This is a genomic window from Mediterraneibacter sp. HA8405 (assembly GCF_056148955.1).
In genome coordinates, this window is the sequence record NZ_CM148758.1 from 610,925 (window position 1) to 631,905 (window position 20,981).

At 46.6% G+C, this 20,981-nt stretch carries 14 protein-coding genes, 11 tRNA genes and 2 rRNA genes; 21 read left to right on the forward strand and 6 right to left on the reverse strand.

Annotation, left to right across the window (positions count from 1 at the left end):
- Positions 1 to 14: 14 nt before the first annotated feature.
- From rrf to rsmI, 17 genes are all read left to right on the forward strand, one after another.
- Positions 15 to 132 (forward strand): 5S ribosomal RNA (rrf, locus tag AC0QUU_RS02890).
- 5 nt (positions 133 to 137) lie between these two features.
- Positions 138 to 211 (forward strand) — tRNA-Ile (locus tag AC0QUU_RS02895).
- Positions 212 to 294: 83 nt separating this feature from the next.
- Positions 295 to 367, forward strand: a tRNA-Ala gene (locus AC0QUU_RS02900).
- 227 nt (positions 368 to 594) lie between these two features.
- A 23S ribosomal RNA gene (locus AC0QUU_RS02905) occupies positions 595 to 3,485 on the forward strand.
- Between the two features lie 80 nt (positions 3,486 to 3,565).
- A tRNA-Asp gene (locus AC0QUU_RS02910) sits at positions 3,566 to 3,639 on the forward strand.
- Positions 3,640 to 3,644: 5 nt separating this feature from the next.
- Positions 3,645 to 3,717: transfer RNA gene (locus AC0QUU_RS02915), tRNA-Val, on the forward strand.
- 14 nt (positions 3,718 to 3,731) lie between these two features.
- Positions 3,732 to 3,813: transfer RNA gene (locus AC0QUU_RS02920), tRNA-Tyr, on the forward strand.
- Positions 3,814 to 3,820: 7 nt separating this feature from the next.
- Positions 3,821 to 3,893: transfer RNA gene (locus AC0QUU_RS02925), tRNA-Thr, on the forward strand.
- 34 nt (positions 3,894 to 3,927) lie between these two features.
- A tRNA-Met gene (locus AC0QUU_RS02930) sits at positions 3,928 to 4,001 on the forward strand.
- A 33-nt stretch (positions 4,002 to 4,034) separates the two neighbouring features.
- Positions 4,035 to 4,107 (forward strand) — tRNA-Phe (locus AC0QUU_RS02935).
- Positions 4,108 to 4,158: 51 nt separating this feature from the next.
- Positions 4,159 to 4,231: transfer RNA gene (locus AC0QUU_RS02940), tRNA-Lys, on the forward strand.
- Positions 4,232 to 4,597: 366 nt separating this feature from the next.
- Entirely contained in the window at positions 4,598 to 6,067 is a 1,470-nt protein-coding gene (locus AC0QUU_RS02945; protein WP_474544508.1) for an aminotransferase class I/II-fold pyridoxal phosphate-dependent enzyme, read from the forward strand.
- Positions 6,060 to 6,680, forward strand: a complete 621-nt coding sequence (locus AC0QUU_RS02950) for a guanylate kinase (RefSeq protein ID WP_474544509.1) — start codon at positions 6,060 to 6,062, stop codon at positions 6,678 to 6,680. Before AC0QUU_RS02945 ends, AC0QUU_RS02950 begins: the two co-directional genes overlap by 8 nt.
- Before the next feature lie 165 nt (positions 6,681 to 6,845).
- On the forward strand, positions 6,846 to 7,841 hold the full coding sequence (gene holB, locus AC0QUU_RS02955; protein ID WP_474545509.1) for a DNA polymerase III subunit delta': 996 nt from the start codon (positions 6,846 to 6,848) through the stop codon (positions 7,839 to 7,841).
- Between the two features lie 5 nt (positions 7,842 to 7,846).
- Entirely contained in the window at positions 7,847 to 8,752 is a 906-nt protein-coding gene (locus AC0QUU_RS02960; protein ID WP_474544510.1) for a PSP1 domain-containing protein, read from the forward strand.
- On the forward strand, positions 8,742 to 9,494 hold the full coding sequence (locus AC0QUU_RS02965) for a tRNA1(Val) (adenine(37)-N6)-methyltransferase (protein ID WP_474544511.1): 753 nt from the start codon (positions 8,742 to 8,744) through the stop codon (positions 9,492 to 9,494). The genes AC0QUU_RS02960 and AC0QUU_RS02965 overlap by 11 nt, the downstream gene beginning before the upstream one ends.
- A gap of 51 nt (positions 9,495 to 9,545) precedes the next feature.
- A complete protein-coding gene (gene rsmI, locus AC0QUU_RS02970; RefSeq protein WP_474544512.1) occupies positions 9,546 to 10,394 on the forward strand; it encodes a 16S rRNA (cytidine(1402)-2'-O)-methyltransferase in 849 nt (282 codons plus the stop codon).
- A 10-nt stretch (positions 10,395 to 10,404) separates the two neighbouring features.
- On the opposite strand, the gene AC0QUU_RS02975 is transcribed toward rsmI, so the two are convergent.
- Positions 10,405 to 11,085, reverse strand: a complete 681-nt coding sequence (locus tag AC0QUU_RS02975) for an ABC transporter ATP-binding protein (RefSeq protein WP_474544513.1) — start codon at positions 11,083 to 11,085, stop codon at positions 10,405 to 10,407.
- Between the two features lie 258 nt (positions 11,086 to 11,343).
- Between AC0QUU_RS02975 and AC0QUU_RS02980 the strand changes: the two genes are divergently transcribed.
- The 4 genes from AC0QUU_RS02980 to AC0QUU_RS02995 all read left to right on the forward strand — a co-directional run bounded on the left by AC0QUU_RS02980 (position 11,344) and on the right by AC0QUU_RS02995 (position 14,589).
- Complete coding sequence (locus AC0QUU_RS02980) at positions 11,344 to 13,044, forward strand: DUF885 domain-containing protein (RefSeq protein WP_474544514.1); 1,701 nt, start codon at positions 11,344 to 11,346, stop codon at positions 13,042 to 13,044.
- A 3-nt stretch (positions 13,045 to 13,047) separates the two neighbouring features.
- Positions 13,048 to 13,578 (forward strand): spore maturation protein, encoded by a 531-nt coding sequence (locus AC0QUU_RS02985; RefSeq protein WP_474544515.1) that lies wholly within the window; start codon positions 13,048 to 13,050, stop codon positions 13,576 to 13,578.
- Positions 13,579 to 13,597: 19 nt separating this feature from the next.
- Entirely contained in the window at positions 13,598 to 14,209 is a 612-nt protein-coding gene (locus tag AC0QUU_RS02990) for a nucleoside recognition protein (protein ID WP_474544516.1), read from the forward strand.
- A 137-nt stretch (positions 14,210 to 14,346) separates the two neighbouring features.
- Positions 14,347 to 14,589, forward strand: coding sequence for a helix-turn-helix transcriptional regulator (locus AC0QUU_RS02995; RefSeq protein ID WP_474544517.1), 243 nt, complete (start codon positions 14,347 to 14,349; stop codon positions 14,587 to 14,589).
- A gap of 54 nt (positions 14,590 to 14,643) precedes the next feature.
- Here AC0QUU_RS02995 and AC0QUU_RS03000 read toward each other — a convergent pair.
- From AC0QUU_RS03000 to treP, 5 genes are all read right to left on the reverse strand, one after another.
- Positions 14,644 to 14,715: transfer RNA gene (locus AC0QUU_RS03000), tRNA-Cys, on the reverse strand.
- 95 nt (positions 14,716 to 14,810) lie between these two features.
- Positions 14,811 to 14,882: transfer RNA gene (locus AC0QUU_RS03005), tRNA-Glu, on the reverse strand.
- Between the two features lie 121 nt (positions 14,883 to 15,003).
- Positions 15,004 to 16,893: a DUF975 family protein gene (locus AC0QUU_RS03010; RefSeq protein ID WP_474544518.1), complete on the reverse strand. Its 1,890-nt coding sequence runs from the start codon at positions 16,891 to 16,893 to the stop codon at positions 15,004 to 15,006.
- Between the two features lie 330 nt (positions 16,894 to 17,223).
- The gene (gene treC, locus AC0QUU_RS03015) at positions 17,224 to 18,885 is read right to left on the reverse strand and encodes an alpha,alpha-phosphotrehalase (protein ID WP_474544519.1); all 1,662 of its coding nucleotides are present in this window, start codon (positions 18,883 to 18,885) and stop codon (positions 17,224 to 17,226) included.
- A gap of 47 nt (positions 18,886 to 18,932) precedes the next feature.
- Positions 18,933 to 20,921 (reverse strand): PTS system trehalose-specific EIIBC component, encoded by a 1,989-nt coding sequence (gene treP / locus AC0QUU_RS03020; RefSeq protein WP_474544520.1) that lies wholly within the window; start codon positions 20,919 to 20,921, stop codon positions 18,933 to 18,935.
- Between the last annotated feature and the right edge of the window lie 60 nt (positions 20,922 to 20,981).

Below are 20,981 nucleotides of genomic sequence, written 5' to 3' on the forward strand. Positions count from 1 at the left end.
ATAACCTAAGATTTTTTGGTGGCGATGCGTCCAGGGGCAACACCCGTTCCCATCCCGAACACGATGGTTAAGACCTGGACGGCCGATGGTACTGCACTGGAGACGGTGTGGGAGAGTAGGTGGCTGCCAAATTAAATGGGCTTATAGCTCAGCCGGTTAGAGCGCACGCCTGATAAGCGTGAGGTCGGTGGTTCGAGTCCACTTAAGCCCATTTACCCAGACGGGTAAGCCTTACAGTTAAAAGAGGCAAGGTCTACTTAAGCCCGTTTAGCTGAAAAGGTATTAACTAAATATGGGGGATTAGCTCAGTTGGGAGAGCGCCTGCCTTGCAAGCAGGAGGTCACGAGTTCGACTCTCGTATTCTCCACTTGGCTTCGCAAGAAGCCAGATAATGTACCTTGAAAACTGCATACAGAGAAAATCAATGATATAAGATCTTATATATCTTATACAAGACATCCGAGGTAATGTTATTTAACAACATTAACAATACAGTCTGAAGAAAACAGACTTAAAATAAATTGGCCTATTGCCAACATGTGTAACGCTATACATGTGTAGAGGAAGATCCATTCCCGTGGATCTGAATCGTTTGGTTATGCTGATAAGAGCGTATGGTGGATGCCTTGGCACTAAGAGCCGATGAAGGACGTGATAAGCTGCGAAAAGCTTCGGGGAGGGGCAAATACCCATCGATCCGGAGATATCCGAATGGGGAAACCTGGCTGAGCAAACCTCAGTCGTCCCTGAGCCAATCCATAACTCAGGGAAGGGAACCCGGTGAACTGAAACATCTAAGTAGCCGGAGGAAGAGAAAACAACATGTGATTCTGTGAGTAGCGGCGAGCGAAAACGGAAGAGCCCAAACCAGGGTGCGTGCATCCTGGGGTTCGGACCGCGGAATTGATTCAATGAGCCTAGCAGAACGGTTTTGGGAAAGCCGGCCAGAGAGGGTGAAAGCCCCGTAAGCGAAAGGCGAGTTGACATGGCGGTATCCAGAGTAGGTCGAGACACGTGGAACCTTGACTGAACACGCGGGGACCACCCCGTAAGGCTAAATACTCCTTAGTGACCGATAGCGCATAGTACTGTGAAGGAAAGGTGAAAAGGACCCCGGGAGGGGAGTGAAAAAGAACCTGAAACCATATGTTTACAAGCTGTGGAACATCTTTATATGATGAACCGCGTACTTTTTGTAGAACGGTCCGGCGAGTTGCGCTGGCTGGCGAGGTTAAGGACTTCAGGTCCGGAGCCGAAGGGAAACCAAGTCTGAATAGGGCCACAGTCAGTCGGAGCAGACCCGAAACCGGGTGATCTACCCATGTCCAGGTTGAAGTTGCCGTAAAAGGCAATGGAGGACCGAACCCACATCCGTTGAAAAGGGTGGGGATGAGGTGTGGGTAGGGGAGAAATTCCAATCGAACCCGGAGATAGCTGGTTCTCCTCGAAATAGCTTTAGGGCTAGCCTCATGTTAATCTTACGGAGGTAGAGCACTGAATTCCTGCGGGGGCGTCAAAGCTTACCAAGGGATATCAAACTCCGAATGCCGTGTAGATGATGCATGGGAGTCAGACGATCCGAGATAAGTTGGGTGGTCAAAAGGGAAAGAGCCCAGACCTGCAGCTAAGGCCCCAAAATGTGTGTTAAGTGGAAAAGGATGTGGGATTTCGAAGACAACTAGGATGTTGGCTTAGAAGCAGCCATCCATTAAAAGAGTGCGTAATAGCTCACTAGTCGAGAGGTCCTGCGCCGAAAATGTCCGGGGCTGAAACACACTGCCGAAGCTCAGGGATTTACGAATGTAAATCGGTAGAGGAGCATTGTTAACTGGACGAAGCGGTACCGGAAGGAGCCGTGGACGGTTAAGAAGAGAGAATGCCGGAATGAGTAGCGAGAGGAAGGTGGGAATCCTTCCGGCCGAATATCTAAGGTTTCCAGGGTAAAGCTGATCTGCCCTGGGTAAGTCGGGACCTAAGGCGAGGCCGAGAGGCGTAGTCGATGGATAACAGGTTGAAATTCCTGTACTATCCTGTAACAGAACTGTGGGGACGCAGGCAGAGAGCGTGAGCCGGGAATGGAAAGACCGGTGCAAGCGAGGTAGGAGTGTATCAGGCAAATCCGGTACACAATCCGAAGACGTGACGCGGACCGAAAACAAGTAGGGAAGCACGTGAGCTGACTGCCAAGAAAAGCCGCTATTGTTTGCAGGGTACCCGTACCGTAAACCGACACAGGTGGATGAGGAGAGAATCCTAAGGCCGACGGGAGAAGCATTGTTAAGGAACTCGGCAAAATGACTCCGTAACTTCGGGAGAAGGAGTGCCTCGAGAGAGGCCGCAGAGAATTGGCCCAAGCAACTGTTTAGCAAAAACACAGGTCTATGCGAAACCGAAAGGTGAGGTATATGGGCTGACGCCTGCCCGGTGCTGGAAGGTTAAGGGGAGAGGTTAGCGCAAGCGAAGCTTTGAACTTAAGCCCCAGTAAACGGCGGCCGTAACTATAACGGTCCTAAGGTAGCGAAATTCCTTGTCGGGTAAGTTCCGACCCGCACGAAAGGCGTAATGATTTGGGCACTGTCTCAACAATGCACCCGGTGAAATTGAAATACCAGTGAAGATGCTGGTTACCTGCGCCAGGACGGAAAGACCCCATGGAGCTTTACTCCAGCTTGATACTGGGATTCGGTATTGCATGTACAGGATAGGTGGGAGGCTGTGAAGTGGTGACGCCAGTTGCCATGGAGCCAATGTTGGGATACCACCCTTGCAGTACTGGGTTTCTAACCAGCAGCCGTGATCCGGCTGGGGGACAATGTCAGGTGGGGAGTTTGACTGGGGCGGTCGCCTCCGAAAGGGTATCGGAGGCGCTCAAAGGTTCCCTCAGAATGGTTGGAAACCATTCGCAGAGTGCAAAGGCAGAAGGGAGCTTGACTGCGACACCGACGGGTGGAGCAGGTACGAAAGTAGGACTTAGTGATCCGGTGGTATAAAGTGGGATTGCCATCGCTCAACGGATAAAAGCTACCCTGGGGATAACAGGCTTATCACTCCCAAGAGTTCACATCGACGGAGTGGTTTGGCACCTCGATGTCGGCTCATCGCATCCTGGGGCTGTAGTCGGTCCCAAGGGTTGGGCTGTTCGCCCATTAAAGCGGTACGCGAGCTGGGTTCAGAACGTCGTGAGACAGTTCGGTCCCTATCCGGCGTGGGCGTAGGATATTTGAGAGGAGCTGTCCTTAGTACGAGAGGACCGGGATGGACTGGCCGCTGGTGTATCTGTTGTTTTACCAAGAGCATAGCAGAGTAGCCAAGCCGGGAAGGGATAAACGCTGAAGGCATCTAAGCGTGAAGCCCCCCTCAAGATGAGATATCCCATAACGACAAGTTAGTAAGACCCCTTGAAGACGACGAGGTAGATAGGGCAGAGGTGGAAGTGCGGTAACGCATGGAGCTGACTGTTACTAATCGGTCGAGGGCATAACCAAAGCGGGAATAGGTGAAGATGGATGGATTGATTCTTTGTATGTAGTTTTCAGGGTATATATATCCTGAATAATTGGAAAATGGCCCAGTGGCTCAGTTGGTTAGAGCGCCGCCCTGTCACGGCGGAGGTCGAGAGTTCGAGTCTCTTCTGGGTCGTATGTGGGGTCTTAGCTCAGCTGGGAGAGCATCTGCCTTACAAGCAGAGGGTCACAGGTTCGAGCCCTGTAGGCCCCACTTAAAAAATTTATGGATGGGTTCCCGAGTGGCCAAAGGGGGCAGACTGTAAATCTGTTGCAAGTTGCTTCGGTGGTTCGAATCCACCTCCATCCATTTATATGCCGATGTGGCTCAATTGGCAGAGCAGCTGATTTGTAATCAGCAGGTTATCGGTTCAAGTCCGATCATCGGCTTTTGTCTTTTAAAAAGAAGACAAAAATTTAATATCGCGGGGTGGAGCAGTCTGGAAGCTCGTCGGGCTCATAACCCGAAGGTCGCAGGTTCAAATCCTGCTCCCGCAACTTACACACTGCATATATGCGGATGTGTCAAATGCCCAGATAGCTCAGTTGGTAGAGCAGAGGACTGAAAATCCTCGTGTCACTGGTTCGATTCCGGTTCTGGGCATTTTTCTCTGCAATAAATTACAAAATAGCTGGAGAAAACAAAACTGAATAAGGGCGTGTAGCTCAGGTGGTAGAGCACTTGACTTTTAATCAAGTTGTCCGGGGTTCGAATCCCCGCACGCTCAGTAAATATTACGATTCCGGGGAAAGCGATTCCCCGGTTTTTTATTTCAGAAACAGAAGATTTATATTTTTTCTGCTGCTCAAGCTTTATTCATTAAAAATATAATAAAAAAAGCCGGAAGCAAGGGCACCCGACTGAGAAAAGAGGAAATATATTGTAAAAAAGCATTACTGCTTTATTTGCCTATAATATAACCAGAAAATGTGAGAAGTATGTGTCGTTTATATAAAAAAGAAGTTAAGATTTCTAAAAAATTGTGGTAAAGAAGTAATAGGGGGGATGAGGAGTTCAGTAGATCAATAGAGTAGTAAAATACATGCGGCTGTGATAAAATAAGAAAAATCAGGGAAAAAGAAAGGTTTATGATATGGAATACTTATATGAGAAGCTGATGAAGTATGCTTCATCTGATTATTATGGCTTTCATATGCCGGGACATAAACGGAATAATATAACAGACGCAGATCTGCCGTATGAGATTGATATTACGGAGATTGAAGGGTTTGACGATCTGCATCATGCAAAAAGTATACTGAAAGAAGCTGAGGGACGGGCAGCCGAGACCTTTCATGCAGATGAGACCCATTATCTTATTAACGGCAGTACAACAGGGCTGTTGAGCGCGCTGCTGGGCTGCACGGAGCGCGGAGACAGGATTCTGATAGCAAGAAACTGCCACAAATCGGTGTATAATGCTGTGTTTCTTAACGATCTGCATCCGGTATATATTTATCCGGAATATGTGCCTGGAACTGATATGAACGGAGAGATATCCGCAGAACAGGTTGAATTAATTTTGGCGGAATATCCGGATATTCGGGCGGCAGTTCTGACTTCACCTACATATGACGGTGTGGTGTCAGACGTGAGGAAAATTGCTGAAGCAGTGCACAAAAAAAATATTCCGCTGATTCTTGATGAGGCACATGGAGCACACCTGGGATTTCATCCGTATTTTCCGGAGAATGGAAATCAGCTTGGAGCAGATATAGTGGTTCACAGCCTGCATAAGACACTTCCTTCTCTTACTCAGACAGCGCTTCTACATATGAACGGGAGTATCGTTAAAAGAGACAAGGTAAGGAGATATCTTCATATGCTGCAGTCCAGCAGCCCTTCGTACGTGCTTATGGCAGGAATGGATGAGTGTATCCGGATGCTGAACGATAGAGGAGAGAAAGTATTTGCAGAATATACGATTCTCCTTGACGATGCAAGGAGAAGACTTCAGGGACTCCGGCATATGAAGCTGATGCGGACGGAACGATATGATCCGTCAAAGATTGTTATTTCTGTCAAAGGCACGGTACTTCCAGATTCAGGAAACACATTTACCGGACGGGAACTGTATAGGTGTCTGGCGGAGAATTACCATCTTCAGGCTGAGATGGCCGCGGGTTTCTATGTAGTCCTTATGACATCACCGGCTGATACAAGGGAGGGAATAGAGCGTCTTCTGACGGCCTTATTTGAAATAGACCGGAAACTGGACTTGCAGAAAAGAAATAAAAAAGACTTTACAGATATTTCTGAATCCACGGCAGAAGAGGATATGCCGTTTTTAGAGAAGAACACTGTATCGTATGAAACGGTATATAATGCGTATGATGCAGAACAGAAGCGGGCGGAAGGAAGCAAGCCAGTACGGTGGGCAGAGGCAAAGGGAAGAATTTCATTGGAATATACCTACCTGTATCCACCGGGAATTCCATTGATCGTACCGGGGGAACGTATATCGGATCAGACAGTAACTCAGATTGAGCGATATGAGGAGATGGGATTTGATATAGAAGGGACGGAACATACGGGAATGATTGAGGTATTGGCAAATGAGTAAAATATATTATGTTATGGGAAAAAGCTCTTCCGGGAAAGATACGATTTATAAACATTTGGCCGAGGAGAATCCGGAGCTCAGGATGGTAGTTCCCTATACTACACGTCCGATCAGAGAAGGAGAGACAGACGGCGTAGAATATTTTTTTGTAAACCGGGAACAGCTGGCGAAGATGGAGAAGGCAGGCCAGGTTATAGAGGTGCGGTCCTATGATACGAAATGCGGCGTGTGGACATATTTTACCGCAGATGACGGTCAGATAAACCTGGAAGAACATGACTATCTGATGATAGGTACTCTGGTATCTTACCGTGCGCTGAAAGCGTATTTTGGTGAGGAGAGGATTGTGCCTTTGTATATCCAGGTAGAAGACGGAGAAAGACTTTTTCGCGCAATTGAACGGGAGAGGAAGGAAGCGCACCCCAGATATACGGAGCTGTGCCGGAGATTTCTGGCGGACGAGGAAGATTTTTCGGAAGAAAAACTTCAGGAGGCGGGGATACGGATCCGGTTTGAAAATAGGGATCTGGCAAGCTGTCTGAGTGAAATTGAAGGATTTATCAGCAGAGATAAAGAGAAGTCAAAGAGGGGAGATCAGAGTGAAGTCCTATGAGAGGAAAAGCCCAGAGATTCCCTGAGTGGAAGGGTAAATTTTGGGGTATATCTTGCGCGGGGATTGTGTTATACTTAATAGGTAGTCTTAGATTCTGCAGCTGGTGGCTGCAGTATGGCGGATGTAACAGAGATGAAGAGAATGAATGCACGGCAGGTGATGAATATGAGCAGTTTTAAGGATGTAGTAGGACATAAGAATATAATAAAATATATTGAAAGCGCAGTGTCTGCAGATGCAGTTTCTCATGCTTATATTCTGAATGGCGAGAGGGGATCAGGCAAGAAACTTCTGGCGAATCTTTTTTCCATGAGTCTGCAGTGTGAGAATAGAGAAGAAGACGGAGATGCCTGCGGAAAATGCAGATCCTGTAAACAGGCAGTGAGCGGAAATCATCCGGATATTATCCGTGTAAGTCATGAAAAACCCAATACGATCAGTGTTGACGATATCCGGGAGCAGGTAAATAATGATGTTGTAATTAAACCATACAGCAGCAAATATAAAATCTATATTATTGCGGATGCGGATATGATGAGTGTACAGGCGCAGAACGCTCTTTTAAAGACTCTGGAAGAGCCGCCTCAGTATGCGGTTATTATGCTCCTCACGGAAAATGCAGAAGCGCTGCTTCCTACAATCCGTTCCAGATGCGTAATGATGAAGCTTCGGAATATCAAAGATCAGCTTGTAAAGAAATATCTTATGGAGCAGATGGAGATACCGGATTACAAAGCAGATGTATGCGTCGCATTTGCCCAGGGTAATATGGGAAAGGCAATTATGCTCGCTACTTCTGAGTATTTCAATGAGATTAAAGAAGATGCCGTACATCTTTTGCGAAACATTGACAGCATGAGCGTTTCGGATCTGATGGAGGCAGTAAAGCACTGTATGACATATAAACTGGAAATAGGCGATTATCTGGATGTTATTGCCATCTGGTACAGAGACGTGCTTATCTACAAAGCAACAAAAAATGTAGACAGAGTTGTTTTTTCGGATCAGCTGAGATATATCAGAGAAAGGGCAAGTAAGAGCTCCTATGAAGGGATAGAGAACATTCTTGACGGTCTGGACAAGGCTAAATCAAGAATAAAGGCAAATGTCAATCTGGAGCTGGCGATGGAACTGCTTTTACTGACAATAAAGGAGAACTGACAAGGATGACAAAAGTAATCGGGGTAAGATTCAGGACAGCAGGGAAAATTTATTTTTTTGCACCTGGAAAGTTTGATATAAAATGTGGCGATAATGTTATTGTAGAGACTGCAAGAGGAGTCGAATTCGGAAGAGTGGTGAGCGGTCCAAGAGATGTAAAGGAAAAGGAAGTAGTACAGCCCCTTAAACCGGTGCTGAGGATTGCTACAGAGCAGGACTGCAGAACAGTTGAAAAGAACCATCAGAAAGAAAAAGAAGCATTTAAAATATGTCAGGAGAAGATCCGCAGGCATGGGCTTGAAATGAAGCTGATTGACGCGGAATATACTTTTGATAATAATAAGGTACTGTTTTACTTTACTGCAGACGGAAGAATTGATTTCCGCGAGTTGGTAAAGGATCTGGCAGCAGTATTCCGTACCAGAATTGAGTTAAGACAGATTGGTGTCAGAGACGAGACTAAGATCCGCGGCGGCATCGGTATCTGCGGCCGTCCGCTGTGCTGCAGCACTTATCTGACAGAGTTTGCTGCAGTATCGATTAAAATGGCAAAAGAACAGAATCTGTCTTTGAATCCAACAAAGATTTCCGGAGTATGCGGCAGGCTGATGTGCTGCCTTACAAATGAGGAAGAAACATATGAACTTTTGAACAGCCAGCTTCCGTCTGTGGGAGATGCCGTTACGACAAAAGACGGATTAACAGGTGTAGTGCACTCTCTGAGTGTGCTGAGAAAGCAGGTAAAGGTTATTGTAAATCTGGAAAACGATGAGAAAGAAATCCGGGAATATGTGGCGGATGACCTGAAATTCAAGCCCAGAAAGAAGAAACAGAAGGTTTCCAAAGAGGAAATGAAAAAATTGGCTGAGCTGGAAAAAGGAGAAAGGGCGTCAAAGTTAGATGACAAATGAGAAAAGATTGGGTCTGGTAAAGCCGGGTGAAAGACTGGATGATCTGCAGCTCGGAGGGCTCGAACTGATTCAGAATCCCGGCCAGTTCTGCTTTGGCGTAGATGCGGTACTGCTCTCGGATTTTGTGAAGATAAAACCGGGAGAAACAGTACTGGACATGGGGACCGGGAACGGTATTATTCCCATATTGCTGTCTGCAAAAACCCGGGGCAGACATTTTACCGGACTGGAAATACAGGAAGATACGGCAGAGATGGCCAGAAGAAGCGTGCTTTATAACAGTCTGGAAGACAAAATAGATATTGTGACAGGAGACATCAAAGAGGCGGCAGAGATATTCAGGCCGGCCTTTTTTGATGTGATTACAACAAATCCGCCTTATATGCTGGCTCGGCACGGTCTGACAAATTCAGCTGACACAAAGACAATTGCACGGCATGAAGTGCTGTGTTCGCTGGATGATATTCTGCGGGAGAGTATGAGGCTTCTGCAGGATAAAGGAAGATTTTATATGATACACCGTCCGTTCCGGCTGACAGAGATTCTGATAAAAATGAATGCATATAAAATAGAGGCAAAACGAATTCAGTTTGTACATTCCTATATTGATAAGGAACCGACGATGGTTCTGATTGAAGGGGTGCGAGGAGCCAGGTCACGAGTTACAGTGGAACCTCCGATAATAATGTATGAACGTGCAGAAGGCGGAAATGAAGGCGGACGCGGCAGGACGAATGTGTGACCGGGGAAGATCACAGATCTGTTTTGCGGGAAGCAGAAGGAGAAGAGGAATATGCCAGGAACATTATATCTGTGTGCCACACCCATTGGAAATCTGGAGGATATTACATATCGGGTTGTACGCATTCTGGGCGAGGTAGATCTGATCGCGGCGGAAGATACAAGAAACAGTATACGATTGCTGAATCATTTCCAGATCAGGACGCCATTGACCAGCTATCACGAATATAACAAATATGACAAAGGCAAGAAGCTTGTGGAACAGCTTATGGAAGGGAAGAATGTTGCATTGATTACAGATGCGGGAACTCCCGGGATCTCAGATCCGGGAGAAGAGCTGGTGAGAATGTGCTGTGAGGCAGAGATCCCTGTGACATCTCTTCCTGGACCGGCGGCATGCATTACTGCACTGACAATTTCGGGGCTTTCGACCAGACGATTTGCCTTTGAGGCATTTCTGCCGACAGAAAAAAAAGAACGTGAGGAAATTTTCCGGGAGCTGGAGCGGGAAACAAGAACGATTATATTATATGAAGCTCCCCACCGGCTTGTGAAGACTCTGAAGTTTCTGGCGGAAAGGCTGGGAAACCGGAGAGCGGCTGTATGCCGGGAATTGACCAAGAAGTATGAGACAGCCCTGCGTACGGACCTTCAGGATGCAGCTGCATATTATGAGGCAAATGAGCCAAAAGGAGAATGCGTTATTGTTATTGAAGGCAGAAGCAGAGAGGATATGGAACGCGAAAAGCGCGCGGAATGGGAGAATATGAGCATAGACGACCATATGCAGTATTATCTGGCGCAGGGGTTTGACAAAAAGGAGGCAATGAAAAAAACCGGAAAAGACCGGGGAGTATCAAAGCGGGATATCTACAATTATCTGGAACAGCAGAAGAAGTGATCTTCTGCTGTTAACATTTACTCCGTTTTTCAGCGGCTTCCGATATGCGGGTGATTTTTCCGTCTTTCATAAAAACAGTTCTTTTTCCGAGAGAAACAGCTTCTTCGTAGTTGTTTGTTACATATAGTACGGTTATTTTCATTACCCTGTTTATTTTCAGAATATCAGAAATCATTTCTTTACGGCGGTTTTCATCCTGGCGGGCAAAATCTTCATCTACCAGCATAACTTTCGGCTGACAGACAATAGCGCGGCACAGAGCAGTACGCTGCTTATCCGCGTCGGAGATAGCCTTGAGTTTTTTATCCAGTATTTCTGCGATTCCAAGAAATTTTGCAGCAGTTTTAACCCTCGAGTCAATTACAGTCAGGGGGAAATTGCGCAGCCGCAATCCAAGGGCAATATTTTCATAAGTATTAAAATTTTTATATAACGTGTAGTTCTGAAAAGCCATGGAAAGGCGCCGGTCCCGGGGAAGTATGTCATTTAGGAGTTCATTGTCCAGATAGATTCTGCCGGAAGTAATATCTTCAAGCCCGCCGATCATACGGAGGATTGTAGATTTCCCGCATCCGCTGGGGCCATGAAAAACTACAAATTCTCCATCTTCAATGTGAAGGTTTACATCATCTACGGAGACAAAGCCGTTCGGGTATGTTTTTGTTAAGTGTTCAAAGGTCACGCTGGACATCAGTACACCTCCATCAAGTTCTTTTCTGCATATTCTAATTTTAGCATAAAGAAATGCGGTAAACAATCCTAAAACCAGTATAGAAAACGAGAATCGTTTGCGTATTCGGTGCCCTGTTCCTGTTGGAATAATGTGTTTCGGATAATCATACTATACAGTAAATGCATCTCAAAGGGCAGTGAGTTATACGAAATGCATAGAGCTCATAATAAATTCAAAGATATTTATAAATTGCGAAAAAAATGTTTTACATTACTAATGACTGGCGTAATAGTTCCTCTGTCTGTCTTGACAGGCGGATGTGGGCGAGGAAGTACAGAAGGCGAAGACGAGAAATTTGAAAATTTTACAAATGCGCTGTTCTGCCGGGAGACGGCATCCAATACGATCAGTCTTCATTATTCCCTGAAAGATCCGGAAGCATACGGTATTGAAGAACAGCCTGTTACTTTCGGCATTTTTGATACGGATTCTGCCCGGACTGAGGCGGCTCTGGAAAACACACAGAAAGCACTGGAGCAGTTTGAACAAAGAGATCTGAATGTGCAGAATCAGGTTACATATGATGTTTTGGAATATTATCTGAAAGAGGCGGAAAAAAGCGCGGACTATATTCTGTACGAAGAACCGCTTGCGCTGGTCAGCGGGGTGCAGACGCAGCTCCCGGTTGCTCTTTCGGAATATCAGTTTTATGACAGGGACGACGTAGATACATATCTTGCACTTCTGGAAACAACAGGGGAATACTTTGACAGTCTGATTACATTTGAGAGAGCGAAATCACAGGCAGGTCTTTTTATGGCAGATTATACGGCGGAGACAGTTATCGAACAGTGCAGGGCATTTCTGGATATGGGAGACGGAAATTATCTGTATTCTACATTTGCGGACCGAATACGGGGTGTTGAAGAGTTGACAGAGAAAGAAAAAAGTGACTATATACAGGATAATGCGCTTGTCGTATCGGACAATATTATCCCGGCATATGAGAAACTGACTGCTGAAATTGAAAAACTGAAAGGAACGGGACAAAACGAAAAGGGTCTTGCCGGCCTGCCGCAGGGTAAGGAATATTATGAGCTGGCAGTCAGGCAGTCTACGGGCTCGGACCGTTCGGTGGAAGAGATGAAAGATCTGACCAGACGACAGATATCAGATGACCTTACAGCAATGGAGCAGGTGCTGGGCATTACTGCGGAGGAAGCGCAGGAGACGGCAAAAGAAATGGGAGAAAATAATGCAGAACTGATTCTGAATGAGCTGGAGCAGGGGATTTCCGGAACATTTCCGGAGGCACCGGATACAACGCTGGAAGTGAAATACGTGCCGGAGGAGATGGAAGAGCATCTGAGTCCGGCTTTTTATATGATTCCCGCGATTGACAATACGAATGAAAATGTAATTTACATCAACCGGGCACATATGAATGATGATCTGACTCTGTTTACTACGCTGGCTCATGAAGGATATCCGGGTCATCTGTATCAGACGATTTACTATGAGAGTACTGATCCGGACCCTCTCCGCAGTATCTTTAGTTTCGGCGGGTATGTAGAAGGGTGGGCGACTTATGCAGAGATGGGGAGCTATTATCTGATGCCTCTTTCCAAAGAGCAGGCCACGCTTCTGCAGAAAAACAATTCAATAATACTGGGCCTGTATACCCTGGCGGACATCGGCATTCATTATGAAGGGTGGACCCGTATGGATACTGTAGCATTTTTCAGCAACTACGGCATTACAGATACGGATACAGTAGAAAGAATCTATGAACTGATCATCGGTTCTCCGGGAAATTACCTGAAATATTATATCGGCTATGTTGAGTTTCTGGAACTGAAAAAAGACTGGATCAGCGAGAAGGGGGAAGAATTTTCACAGAAGGAATTTCATGAGGCCGTGCTGAAAGTAGGGCCCGCCCCCTTTGATATCGTGGAAGATTACATGTGGGAGATGTAAAGTATGAATGTATTTCTCCTTCTCTCTGATTTTATCGTCCCGTTTATTATTTTTCTGATTGTCTGTTACGGAATTCTGATGAAAGTACCGGTATATGATACTTTTGTGAAGGGGGCAAAAAGCGGTTTTCTTACAGTAATACGGATTCTGCCCACCTTAATCGGTCTGATGACCGCAGTGGGCATTCTCCGCGCCTCCGGGTTTCTTGATTTTCTTGCAGGTCTTCTCGGCCGGTTTACTGCATATATAGGATTTCCGGGGGAGCTTGTTCCGCTGGCAATTGTGAAAATGTTTTCTTCTTCCGCCGCCTCCGGACTCCTTCTGGATGTATACAAAGAATACGGTACAGATTCATTTCTGGGGCTGACGGCTTCCATTGCCATGTCCTGTACAGAAACGATTTTTTATACCATGAGTGTGTATTTTATGTCGGTTAAAATCACAAAGACCAGATACACTCTGGCAGGGGCGCTTGCGGCTACGGGCGCCGGACTTGCGGCAAGCGTGGTTCTGGCCGGTATGATGGTGTCCTAGGAAAGGAGTATGCGGAGATATGTTAAATTATCTTTGGGCGGGTATGATACTGACCGGTATTATTTATGCGGTTGTAACCGGAAGAATACCGGAGGTTACAAATGCGGCGATTGATTCATCCCGGGAAGCGGTCACACTGTGTATTACTATGATGGGAGTAATTTCTCTCTGGAGCGGGCTGATGGAGATTGCCTCTAAAGCAGGCGTAATTGAAAGTGTGTCAGGAAAACTTCGGCCGGTGCTTAAGTTCCTTTACCCGGATCTTCCGGCAGGACATCCGGCACAGAAAAGCATTGCCACAAATATGATCGCGAACTTTCTGGGGCTTGGATGGGCGGCCACACCGGCAGGACTTAAGGCCATGGAAGAACTCCGGGAACTGGAGGATGAGAGAAGGTCCGGCCGTACGGCAGGTCCGGCCAGGAAAAAAGGAATTGCCGGCAATGAAATGTGTACTTTTCTTATTATCAATATTTCTTCTCTTCAGCTGATTCCGGTAAATGTAATTGCCTTTCGGAGTCAGTACGGAAGTGTGAATCCGGCGGCAATTGTGGGAGCAGGGATTGTGGCAACCGCCATCAGTACAGGAACAGCTGTAATATTCTGTAAGATAATGGACAAACGCTGCTGAATATAAGGGCGGTGTTTTATTTAAATAAGATATTGACAGCATAGAAATACAGTGATACTTTTATCGCAGCCGCAGTTTATTATTGTGAGATGACTGGAAAAACAGGCGGATACTGAAGAAAGGCGAGACAGGATCAAATGGAGCAACTTGTTACAAAGATAAAGGCATTCAGAGAAAAACAAAATATGACACAGAAAGAACTGGCCGATAAGGTTAATGTAAGAAGAGAAACAATAGTAAGACTGGAGAAAGGAAAGTATAATCCGTCATTGAAACTGGCGGCAGATATAGCGAAAGTGTTTAATACGGCTATCGAAAATATATTTTCATATGAAGAACAGAAGAAGACGGACACAGATAACTGTGTGGAAAATCTTTAGAGAAAAAGCAGCGGAAATATCGCATATGCGACATTCCCGCTGCTTTTTATAAAGAGGCGCAGACCGGATTTGAACCGGTGCATCAGGGTGTTGCAGACCCACGCCTTACCGCTTGGCTACTGCGCCTTACTGTGAACACTGGGCATCTGGATTCCGGATACTGCAGTGCTTTTCTGCCGTTACAGATTTGATGAAAATTATCTGACCTGGAAAACGACAAATGACCCCGACGGGAATCGAACCCGTGTTACCGCCGTGAAAGGGCGATGTCTTAACCGCTTGACCACGGGGCCATAACACGGTCGCTGTTTTCGCAGTGACCGTGTTATATATTAGCATAAGGAGTGTATAATTGCAAGTGTTTTTTTGAAATTTTATATTATCTGCCGGCGGGCCGTGCAGCCCGGACGGATTTTATAAATAATATGTCCGGCCATTATCTGTCACCCGTGGAGAAAGCTCAAACTGAGCGGTATATGCATCCGGATCCCGGATCTGGATCTGCGCTTCAATATCCGTAATTCCGTGTCCTGTATTGGGATAAAACTGTGAGTACACGAAGTCAGCCAGAAAAACTGCCGCCACAGCGATACAGACGGGCCGGAGGATTTTCGAATTGATCCGGTTTATAATATTATCAATCAGCGGGGCCAGAATGTATACTACGGCGATGCCTCCGATTCCGAATGCCAGAAGTCCCTCCGCGCAGATTCGTCCGTTCAGGTTAAGAAAATATCCGCTGTAGTCCCACCATTTTTTACCGCCTGTGGTAAATTCCATAAAGACAGAAGTCATGTATTCCAGGAAACCGCAGAGAACAATTGCTGCGCAGAACTCAATTACAGGATGGCTGCGAAGTCTGTTTAAAAATGTAAGGATGAGCACGGAGCCCAGACCGTATATCGGAAGCCAGGGACCGTGGAGAGCGCCCCGGTTTACAAAAGTACCGTACGTAATGAGATGCATTGCGACTTCCCACAGCCAGCCGAAAATGGCAAGTCCCAGATAAATGACAATCAGGGACCAGACGGAATAGTGCCGCATATAGTTAAGGGAGTCCACCAGCATCCGGCGGCTGTCTTCGGGAACCGGGAAAAGCCTGACCGGATAGGCACGGCCGTCTGCATCATCCATAAGTTCCTGAAATTTAACCCATGCTGCCTGCCTGCTTTCATATTGTTTTTCCCGTTCACGCGCAAAAAGCAGAACGCCAAAATTCCGCGCAAAGAAAGCGCGCCATCCGGTGAGACCGCCTGCGGGATCTGCAGGGTTCTTCATTACGGAAATTACGTCGGCATACTTTTCTTCTATAAGCGACGGATCCGGTTTTTCATAGAGCCATGTATCGTTCAGAAGCTCTGTTACAGGAACAGCGTTTTCTTTGGCCAGTGCCCGGAGCTGTCCGTAGTATTGAGTAAAAACAGCTGTTTTATATGGATTTGTATAGAGCACGTTAAACAGCCCGAAGGTGAGAAGCCCCAGAATCTGCCAGCCCAGGAAAGAAAGCTCCAGGACAAAACATTCCCATTTATGTCCCCGCATTATTCTGCGAGACAAAGTTACAGCTTCACGGCCGCTCATATCCGGATTTTCAGCCGCAATATAGGGCACCATAAAATAAGAATACCGCTTTATAAAGATTCCTGCTATGGTCAGACACCACAGAGTATAGAAAATATATCTTACAAACATAATACGCGAGGCTTTCAGCCATTTTTTTATTCTCAGAAGAAAGAGAAACCTCTGAGGAGTTACTCGTCCGTAATTCAGGCCTTCCAGAAAAATCCGCCTCATAATTACTGGGTATGTATTTTGTATTAAAAACCAGAACAGGAAAAATCCCAGTTCTCCGATGAGGATCAGAAAAAGAATTCCCAGATTTTCAGAACCGGTGATGGAAGTAACGGCGGCAACGGCAGATACGACTATGGAACCGGACGAAACAGAGTTCACCAGTCCGGAGAGTATGCCGCGGCTCCGGCCAAACATAGGATTTCCGTCTTTTGCCTGCTCGATCGCGTTTTGTTTGATCTGTTCAGACAGCTGGCGGCCGGACAATGTGTCATGTTCCGCTATGTTCATAAGAATATCTTCCCAGGCAATACTCCGGCGCTGCGAAGGGGGCGGACTTTCCGTACCGGAAAAATCTGCCGGAAGTTCATAGGACCGGATCGTGGTGAAAGCGAGAGCGCTGCGGAATTCTGATGCAAGGAACGCTGCGGCAAGACAGGCGGCTAGAAATATCAGATAGTGCTTTTTCAGGGACTGCCGTCCCTTCTGTTTCATTTCTTTTCTTGTAAGCATTTGTATAGTAAGACTGTAAAATCAGTCTGTTATCCCCCTTCCTTTCTGCTCTGTGCGCTGCAGAAGAGCAGAAATTTCCGGACACACAGCAGTAAACTATTTGCCGGGTTCCGGAGAAAATACTTTTTATAGTATAAACAATTCATTTTGTCATGGCAATGGGTTTTTCAGGTAAATACGGGCAGAAAGGAGAATGCAGAAAAGGAAAAGAACGAAATAACAAAAGAACCGGGAAACAGAAATGGCGGCAGTACTGTATCGGCAGAAACTGCGCTGTATTCATGTTTCCGGTTCTTTCTATTTATTATCTGGCCATTGGTTTAAGCAGGATTATTTGTACCATACCTGTGCCTCATACGGCTTCAGAGTCCACTCTCCGTTTTTCGGAGCAGTTTCTTCATGATAATTGCCGGTCAGCTTTTCAAATCCGCTCATATCCGGCGCGTCCTTCCAGCAGCATTCCCTGCCGTAGAAGTTAGCAGCTACGATCAGCTCATGGCCTTCATAGGTTCTTCTGTAGGCGAAGACAGACGGATGAGATTCGGCAAGTGGTTCAATATCACCGAAAGCGATAACATCAACTTCTTTTCTCAGAGCGATAAGCTTCTGATAATAATGGAAGATGGAATCGGGATCTTCGAGCTGGCTGGCAGCATTTATTTTCGTGTAATTACTGTTTACGCCGATCCAGGGCTCTTCGCTGTCTGCAGATGTAAATCCGGCGTAGGCGGAATCATTCCACTGCATGGGCGTACGTCCGTTGTCCCGGGAGTGTACCTGGACAATACGCAGGGCATCTGCAGCAGACAGTCCCTTGTCCTGCAGAATCTGGTAGTGGTTCAGACTCTCCACATCTTTAAACCGGGAAATCTCTGTAAAGTCTGTGTTTGTCATGCCGATTTCCTCACCCTGGTATACATAGGGAGTTCCACGCAGACAGTGTATAATTGTTGCCAGCATTTTGGCAGATTGCTTCCAGTATTTCCCTTCATCTCCAAAACGGGATACCACTCTGGGCTGATCGTGGTTGCACCAGAAAACGGCGTTCCATGCGTTGTGTTCAGCCATTTTTGTCTGCCATTCGAAAATGATTTTTTTCAGCTTTCCGAAATCTGCAGGCACAAGCACCCATTTTTCATTTCCCATAAAGTCCACTTTCAGGTGATGGAAGCTGAATACCATGGACAGCTCTCCGGTATCAGCTCCGGCATACTGGTAGCAGTTCTCTATGGAGGTACTGGACATTTCGCCGACTGTGAGGATTTCCGCATCGGTTCCGAATGTCATATCGTGAAGCTCTTTCAGATATTTATGGATATTCGGGCCGTCTGTGTAATATTTTCTTCCGTCTCCTGTTTCGTCATCCTCAAAAGCAGCTTTGCTGATCAGGTTGACCACGTCGAAACGGAAACCGCGGACGCCTTTATCCATCCAGAACCGGACGATTTTCTGAATTTCTTTCCGTACATTTTCATTGTCCCAGTTCAGGTCCGCCTGTGTTACATCAAAAAGATGAAGGTAATACTCATCGAACTTTTCCACGTATTCCCAGGCATTCCCGCCGAATTTGCTTTCCCAGTTTGTAGGAGGCACATCCTTTCCTTTTCCCTTGCGGAAGAAGAAGAAATCTTTGTAATACGGATCTCCGTCCATGGCTTTCCGGAACCACTCATGGCGTGTGGATACATGGTTAAATACCATGTCAAACATCAGACCGATCCCCCGCTTCTTTCCTTCGGCGATCAGTTCTTCCACATCTGCCATTGTACCATATCTGGGATCAATATTGTAATAGTCTTCTACATCATATCCGTTGTCATTCTGCGGGGAAACGAAAAACGGGGTCAGCCAGATATAATCAACGCCAAGTTCTTTGATATAATCCAGTTTTTCAATTACGCCGCGGAGGTCGCCCAGTCCGTCGTTGTTCGTATCACAGAATGACTTCGGGTAAATCTGATATACTGTGCTTTTTCTGAAATCTGTGCTCATTTTATATGCTCCTTTCTGCTATGAAGCTTTTGAGAATCCCCTGCGGTTCAGTCCCAGGTGATAACCGGAGTTTCGCCTGCTTTTGCGTCGATTCCTGTGTGCATTGTGATGCCGGAGGCATTTCCTTCTGATGTTACAATCAGCATGGTGGTGCAGGGATGTCCGGCTGCTTTTATCTTTTCCGGATCGAATTTGATCAGTTCCTGACCGGCTTTTACATGCTGGCCTTCCTGAACCAGAAGCTCAAATCCGTCTCCGCCCATGTCTACCGTGTCAACGCCTACATGAATCAGAAGCTCAATTCCATTTGCAAGAGTCAGTCCGCATGCATGGCCTGTGTCAGCCATTACAACGCTTACGTCACAGTCTGCCGGTGCTTTTACAACTGTGCCGGAGGGTTCGATTGCCAGTCCGTCTCCCATGATTTTCTGCGAGAATACATCATCCGGCGCCTCAGTAACCGGCATTACTCTTCCGTCAAGAATAGATTTCAGTTCTTTTACATCTGCTGCGGCACTGGCGTTTGCTGCCGTATCAGCAATTTTATTTTCACTTTCAGCGGCCTGCTTATCCTGTGCGGCTTCAGCAGCGTCAGCGGCCTCTTTTCCGTAACGGTCTTCTCCGGAAAGTCTCATCTTTCCTACAATGAAAGTAAGTGTGAAAGGAATTACAATTGCCACTGCCATTGCCAGAAGGAAGGTCAGATAGTCCGCAGCCTTGATGGACAGGATGCCCGGAAGACCGCCTACGCCGATACTCAGAGCCTCCACACCAAATCCTACAGAAATCATCGCCGCGAAGCAGGAGCCGATCATCCCGCAGACAAGGGGAAATACATATTTTAAGTTGACACCGAAGAGCGCCGGTTCTGTTACGCCCAGGTAACAGGAGATACATGCAGGAACATTAACCTGCTGAGCTTTTTCATTTTTTTTCTGAAGAATAGACATAGCCAGTACACTGGAGCACTGAGCGATATTGGAGAGCGCGATCATGGGCCACAGGATTGTAGTCTTCGGCGGAATCGCCAGAAGCTGTGAGTCGATGGCATTTGTCATATGGTGCAGACCGGTCATAACCAGCGGCGCGTATAAAAGTCCGAATACCGCCGCAAACAGGAAACGGAAATCTGATGTAAGTCCTGTGTATACTACGTTGCCGATTGCGTCTCCGATTGCCCAGCCGATGGGGCCTACAACGGTGTGGGCAATAATAACCGCCGGAACAAGGGAACAGAATGGCACAACGATCATACTGATGACTTCCGGACAGATTTTCTTAAAAAATTTCTCCAGGTATACAAGCACAAAACCGGCCATCATTGCCGCAATTACCTGTCCCTGGTAACCGATCATATCTACTTTTGCAAATCCGAAATCCCAGTACGGGATGTCAGCGGCTTTTGTAGTAGATACACTGAAACCGTTAAGCAGCTGGGAAGATACCAGCGTCAGACCAAGGATAATACCAAGGATCTGAGTGGTCCCCATTTTCTTGGTAATAGACCAAACAATTCCGACCGGCAGCAGGTGGAAGACAGCTTCACCGATCAGCCACAGGAAATTGTAGGTCCCTGACCAGAACTGGGAAATATCTGCCAGACTCTGGGTTCCGTTGTTAAAGAAATTGATTTCGCCGATCACGTTTCTGAATCCCAGGACAAGACCGCCGCAGATCAGCGCCGGAATCAGAGGAGCGAAGATCTCTCCCAGGGTTCCCATAATCTTCTGAAGGGGATTCTGGTTTGTCTTTGCCGCCGCCTTTACGGCATCTTTGCTTACGCCTTCAATTCCTGCGTAAGCAGTGAATTCATTATAGAAGACGGCCACGTCGTTGCCGATGATAACCTGATACTGGCCGGCCTGAGTAAATGTTCCCTTAACACTCGGCAGCTCCTCGATTGCTTTTTCGTCTGCTTTTTTCGGGTCTACAAGGACGAATCTCATCCTTGTCATGCAGTGGGAGACTGCCTGGATGTTTTCTTTGCCGCCGATCAGGGTCAGCAGCTGTTTTACATCGTTTTCATACTTTCCCATGTTTTTCTCATCCTTTCCATGATTTTGTTTCCGGCTGCTTTTACAGCAAATAAACCGCAC

Bases quoted from the DNA above. Each gene is read 5' to 3' on its own strand.
- AC0QUU_RS02995 (WP_474544517.1), top strand. From the start codon at position 14,347: ATGGAGCAACTTGTTACAAAGATAAAGGCATTCAGAGAAAAACAAAAT.
- AC0QUU_RS03010 (WP_474544518.1), bottom strand. From the start codon at position 16,893: ATGCTTACAAGAAAAGAAATGAAACAGAAGGGACGGCAGTCCCTGAAA.
- rsmI (WP_474544512.1), top strand. From the start codon at position 9,546: ATGCCAGGAACATTATATCTGTGTGCCACACCCATTGGAAATCTGGAG.
- AC0QUU_RS02960 (WP_474544510.1), top strand. From the start codon at position 7,847: ATGACAAAAGTAATCGGGGTAAGATTCAGGACAGCAGGGAAAATTTAT.
- AC0QUU_RS02950 (WP_474544509.1), top strand. From the start codon at position 6,060: ATGAGTAAAATATATTATGTTATGGGAAAAAGCTCTTCCGGGAAAGAT.
- AC0QUU_RS02965 (WP_474544511.1), top strand. From the start codon at position 8,742: ATGACAAATGAGAAAAGATTGGGTCTGGTAAAGCCGGGTGAAAGACTG.
- AC0QUU_RS02980 (WP_474544514.1), top strand. From the start codon at position 11,344: ATGACTGGCGTAATAGTTCCTCTGTCTGTCTTGACAGGCGGATGTGGG.
- AC0QUU_RS02985 (WP_474544515.1), top strand. From the start codon at position 13,048: ATGAATGTATTTCTCCTTCTCTCTGATTTTATCGTCCCGTTTATTATT.
- AC0QUU_RS02975 (WP_474544513.1), bottom strand. From the start codon at position 11,085: ATGTCCAGCGTGACCTTTGAACACTTAACAAAAACATACCCGAACGGC.
- AC0QUU_RS02990 (WP_474544516.1), top strand. From the start codon at position 13,598: ATGTTAAATTATCTTTGGGCGGGTATGATACTGACCGGTATTATTTAT.
- holB (WP_474545509.1), top strand. From the start codon at position 6,846: ATGAGCAGTTTTAAGGATGTAGTAGGACATAAGAATATAATAAAATAT.
- treP (WP_474544520.1), bottom strand. From the start codon at position 20,921: ATGGGAAAGTATGAAAACGATGTAAAACAGCTGCTGACCCTGATCGGC.
- treC (WP_474544519.1), bottom strand. From the start codon at position 18,885: ATGAGCACAGATTTCAGAAAAAGCACAGTATATCAGATTTACCCGAAG.
- AC0QUU_RS02945 (WP_474544508.1), top strand. From the start codon at position 4,598: ATGGAATACTTATATGAGAAGCTGATGAAGTATGCTTCATCTGATTAT.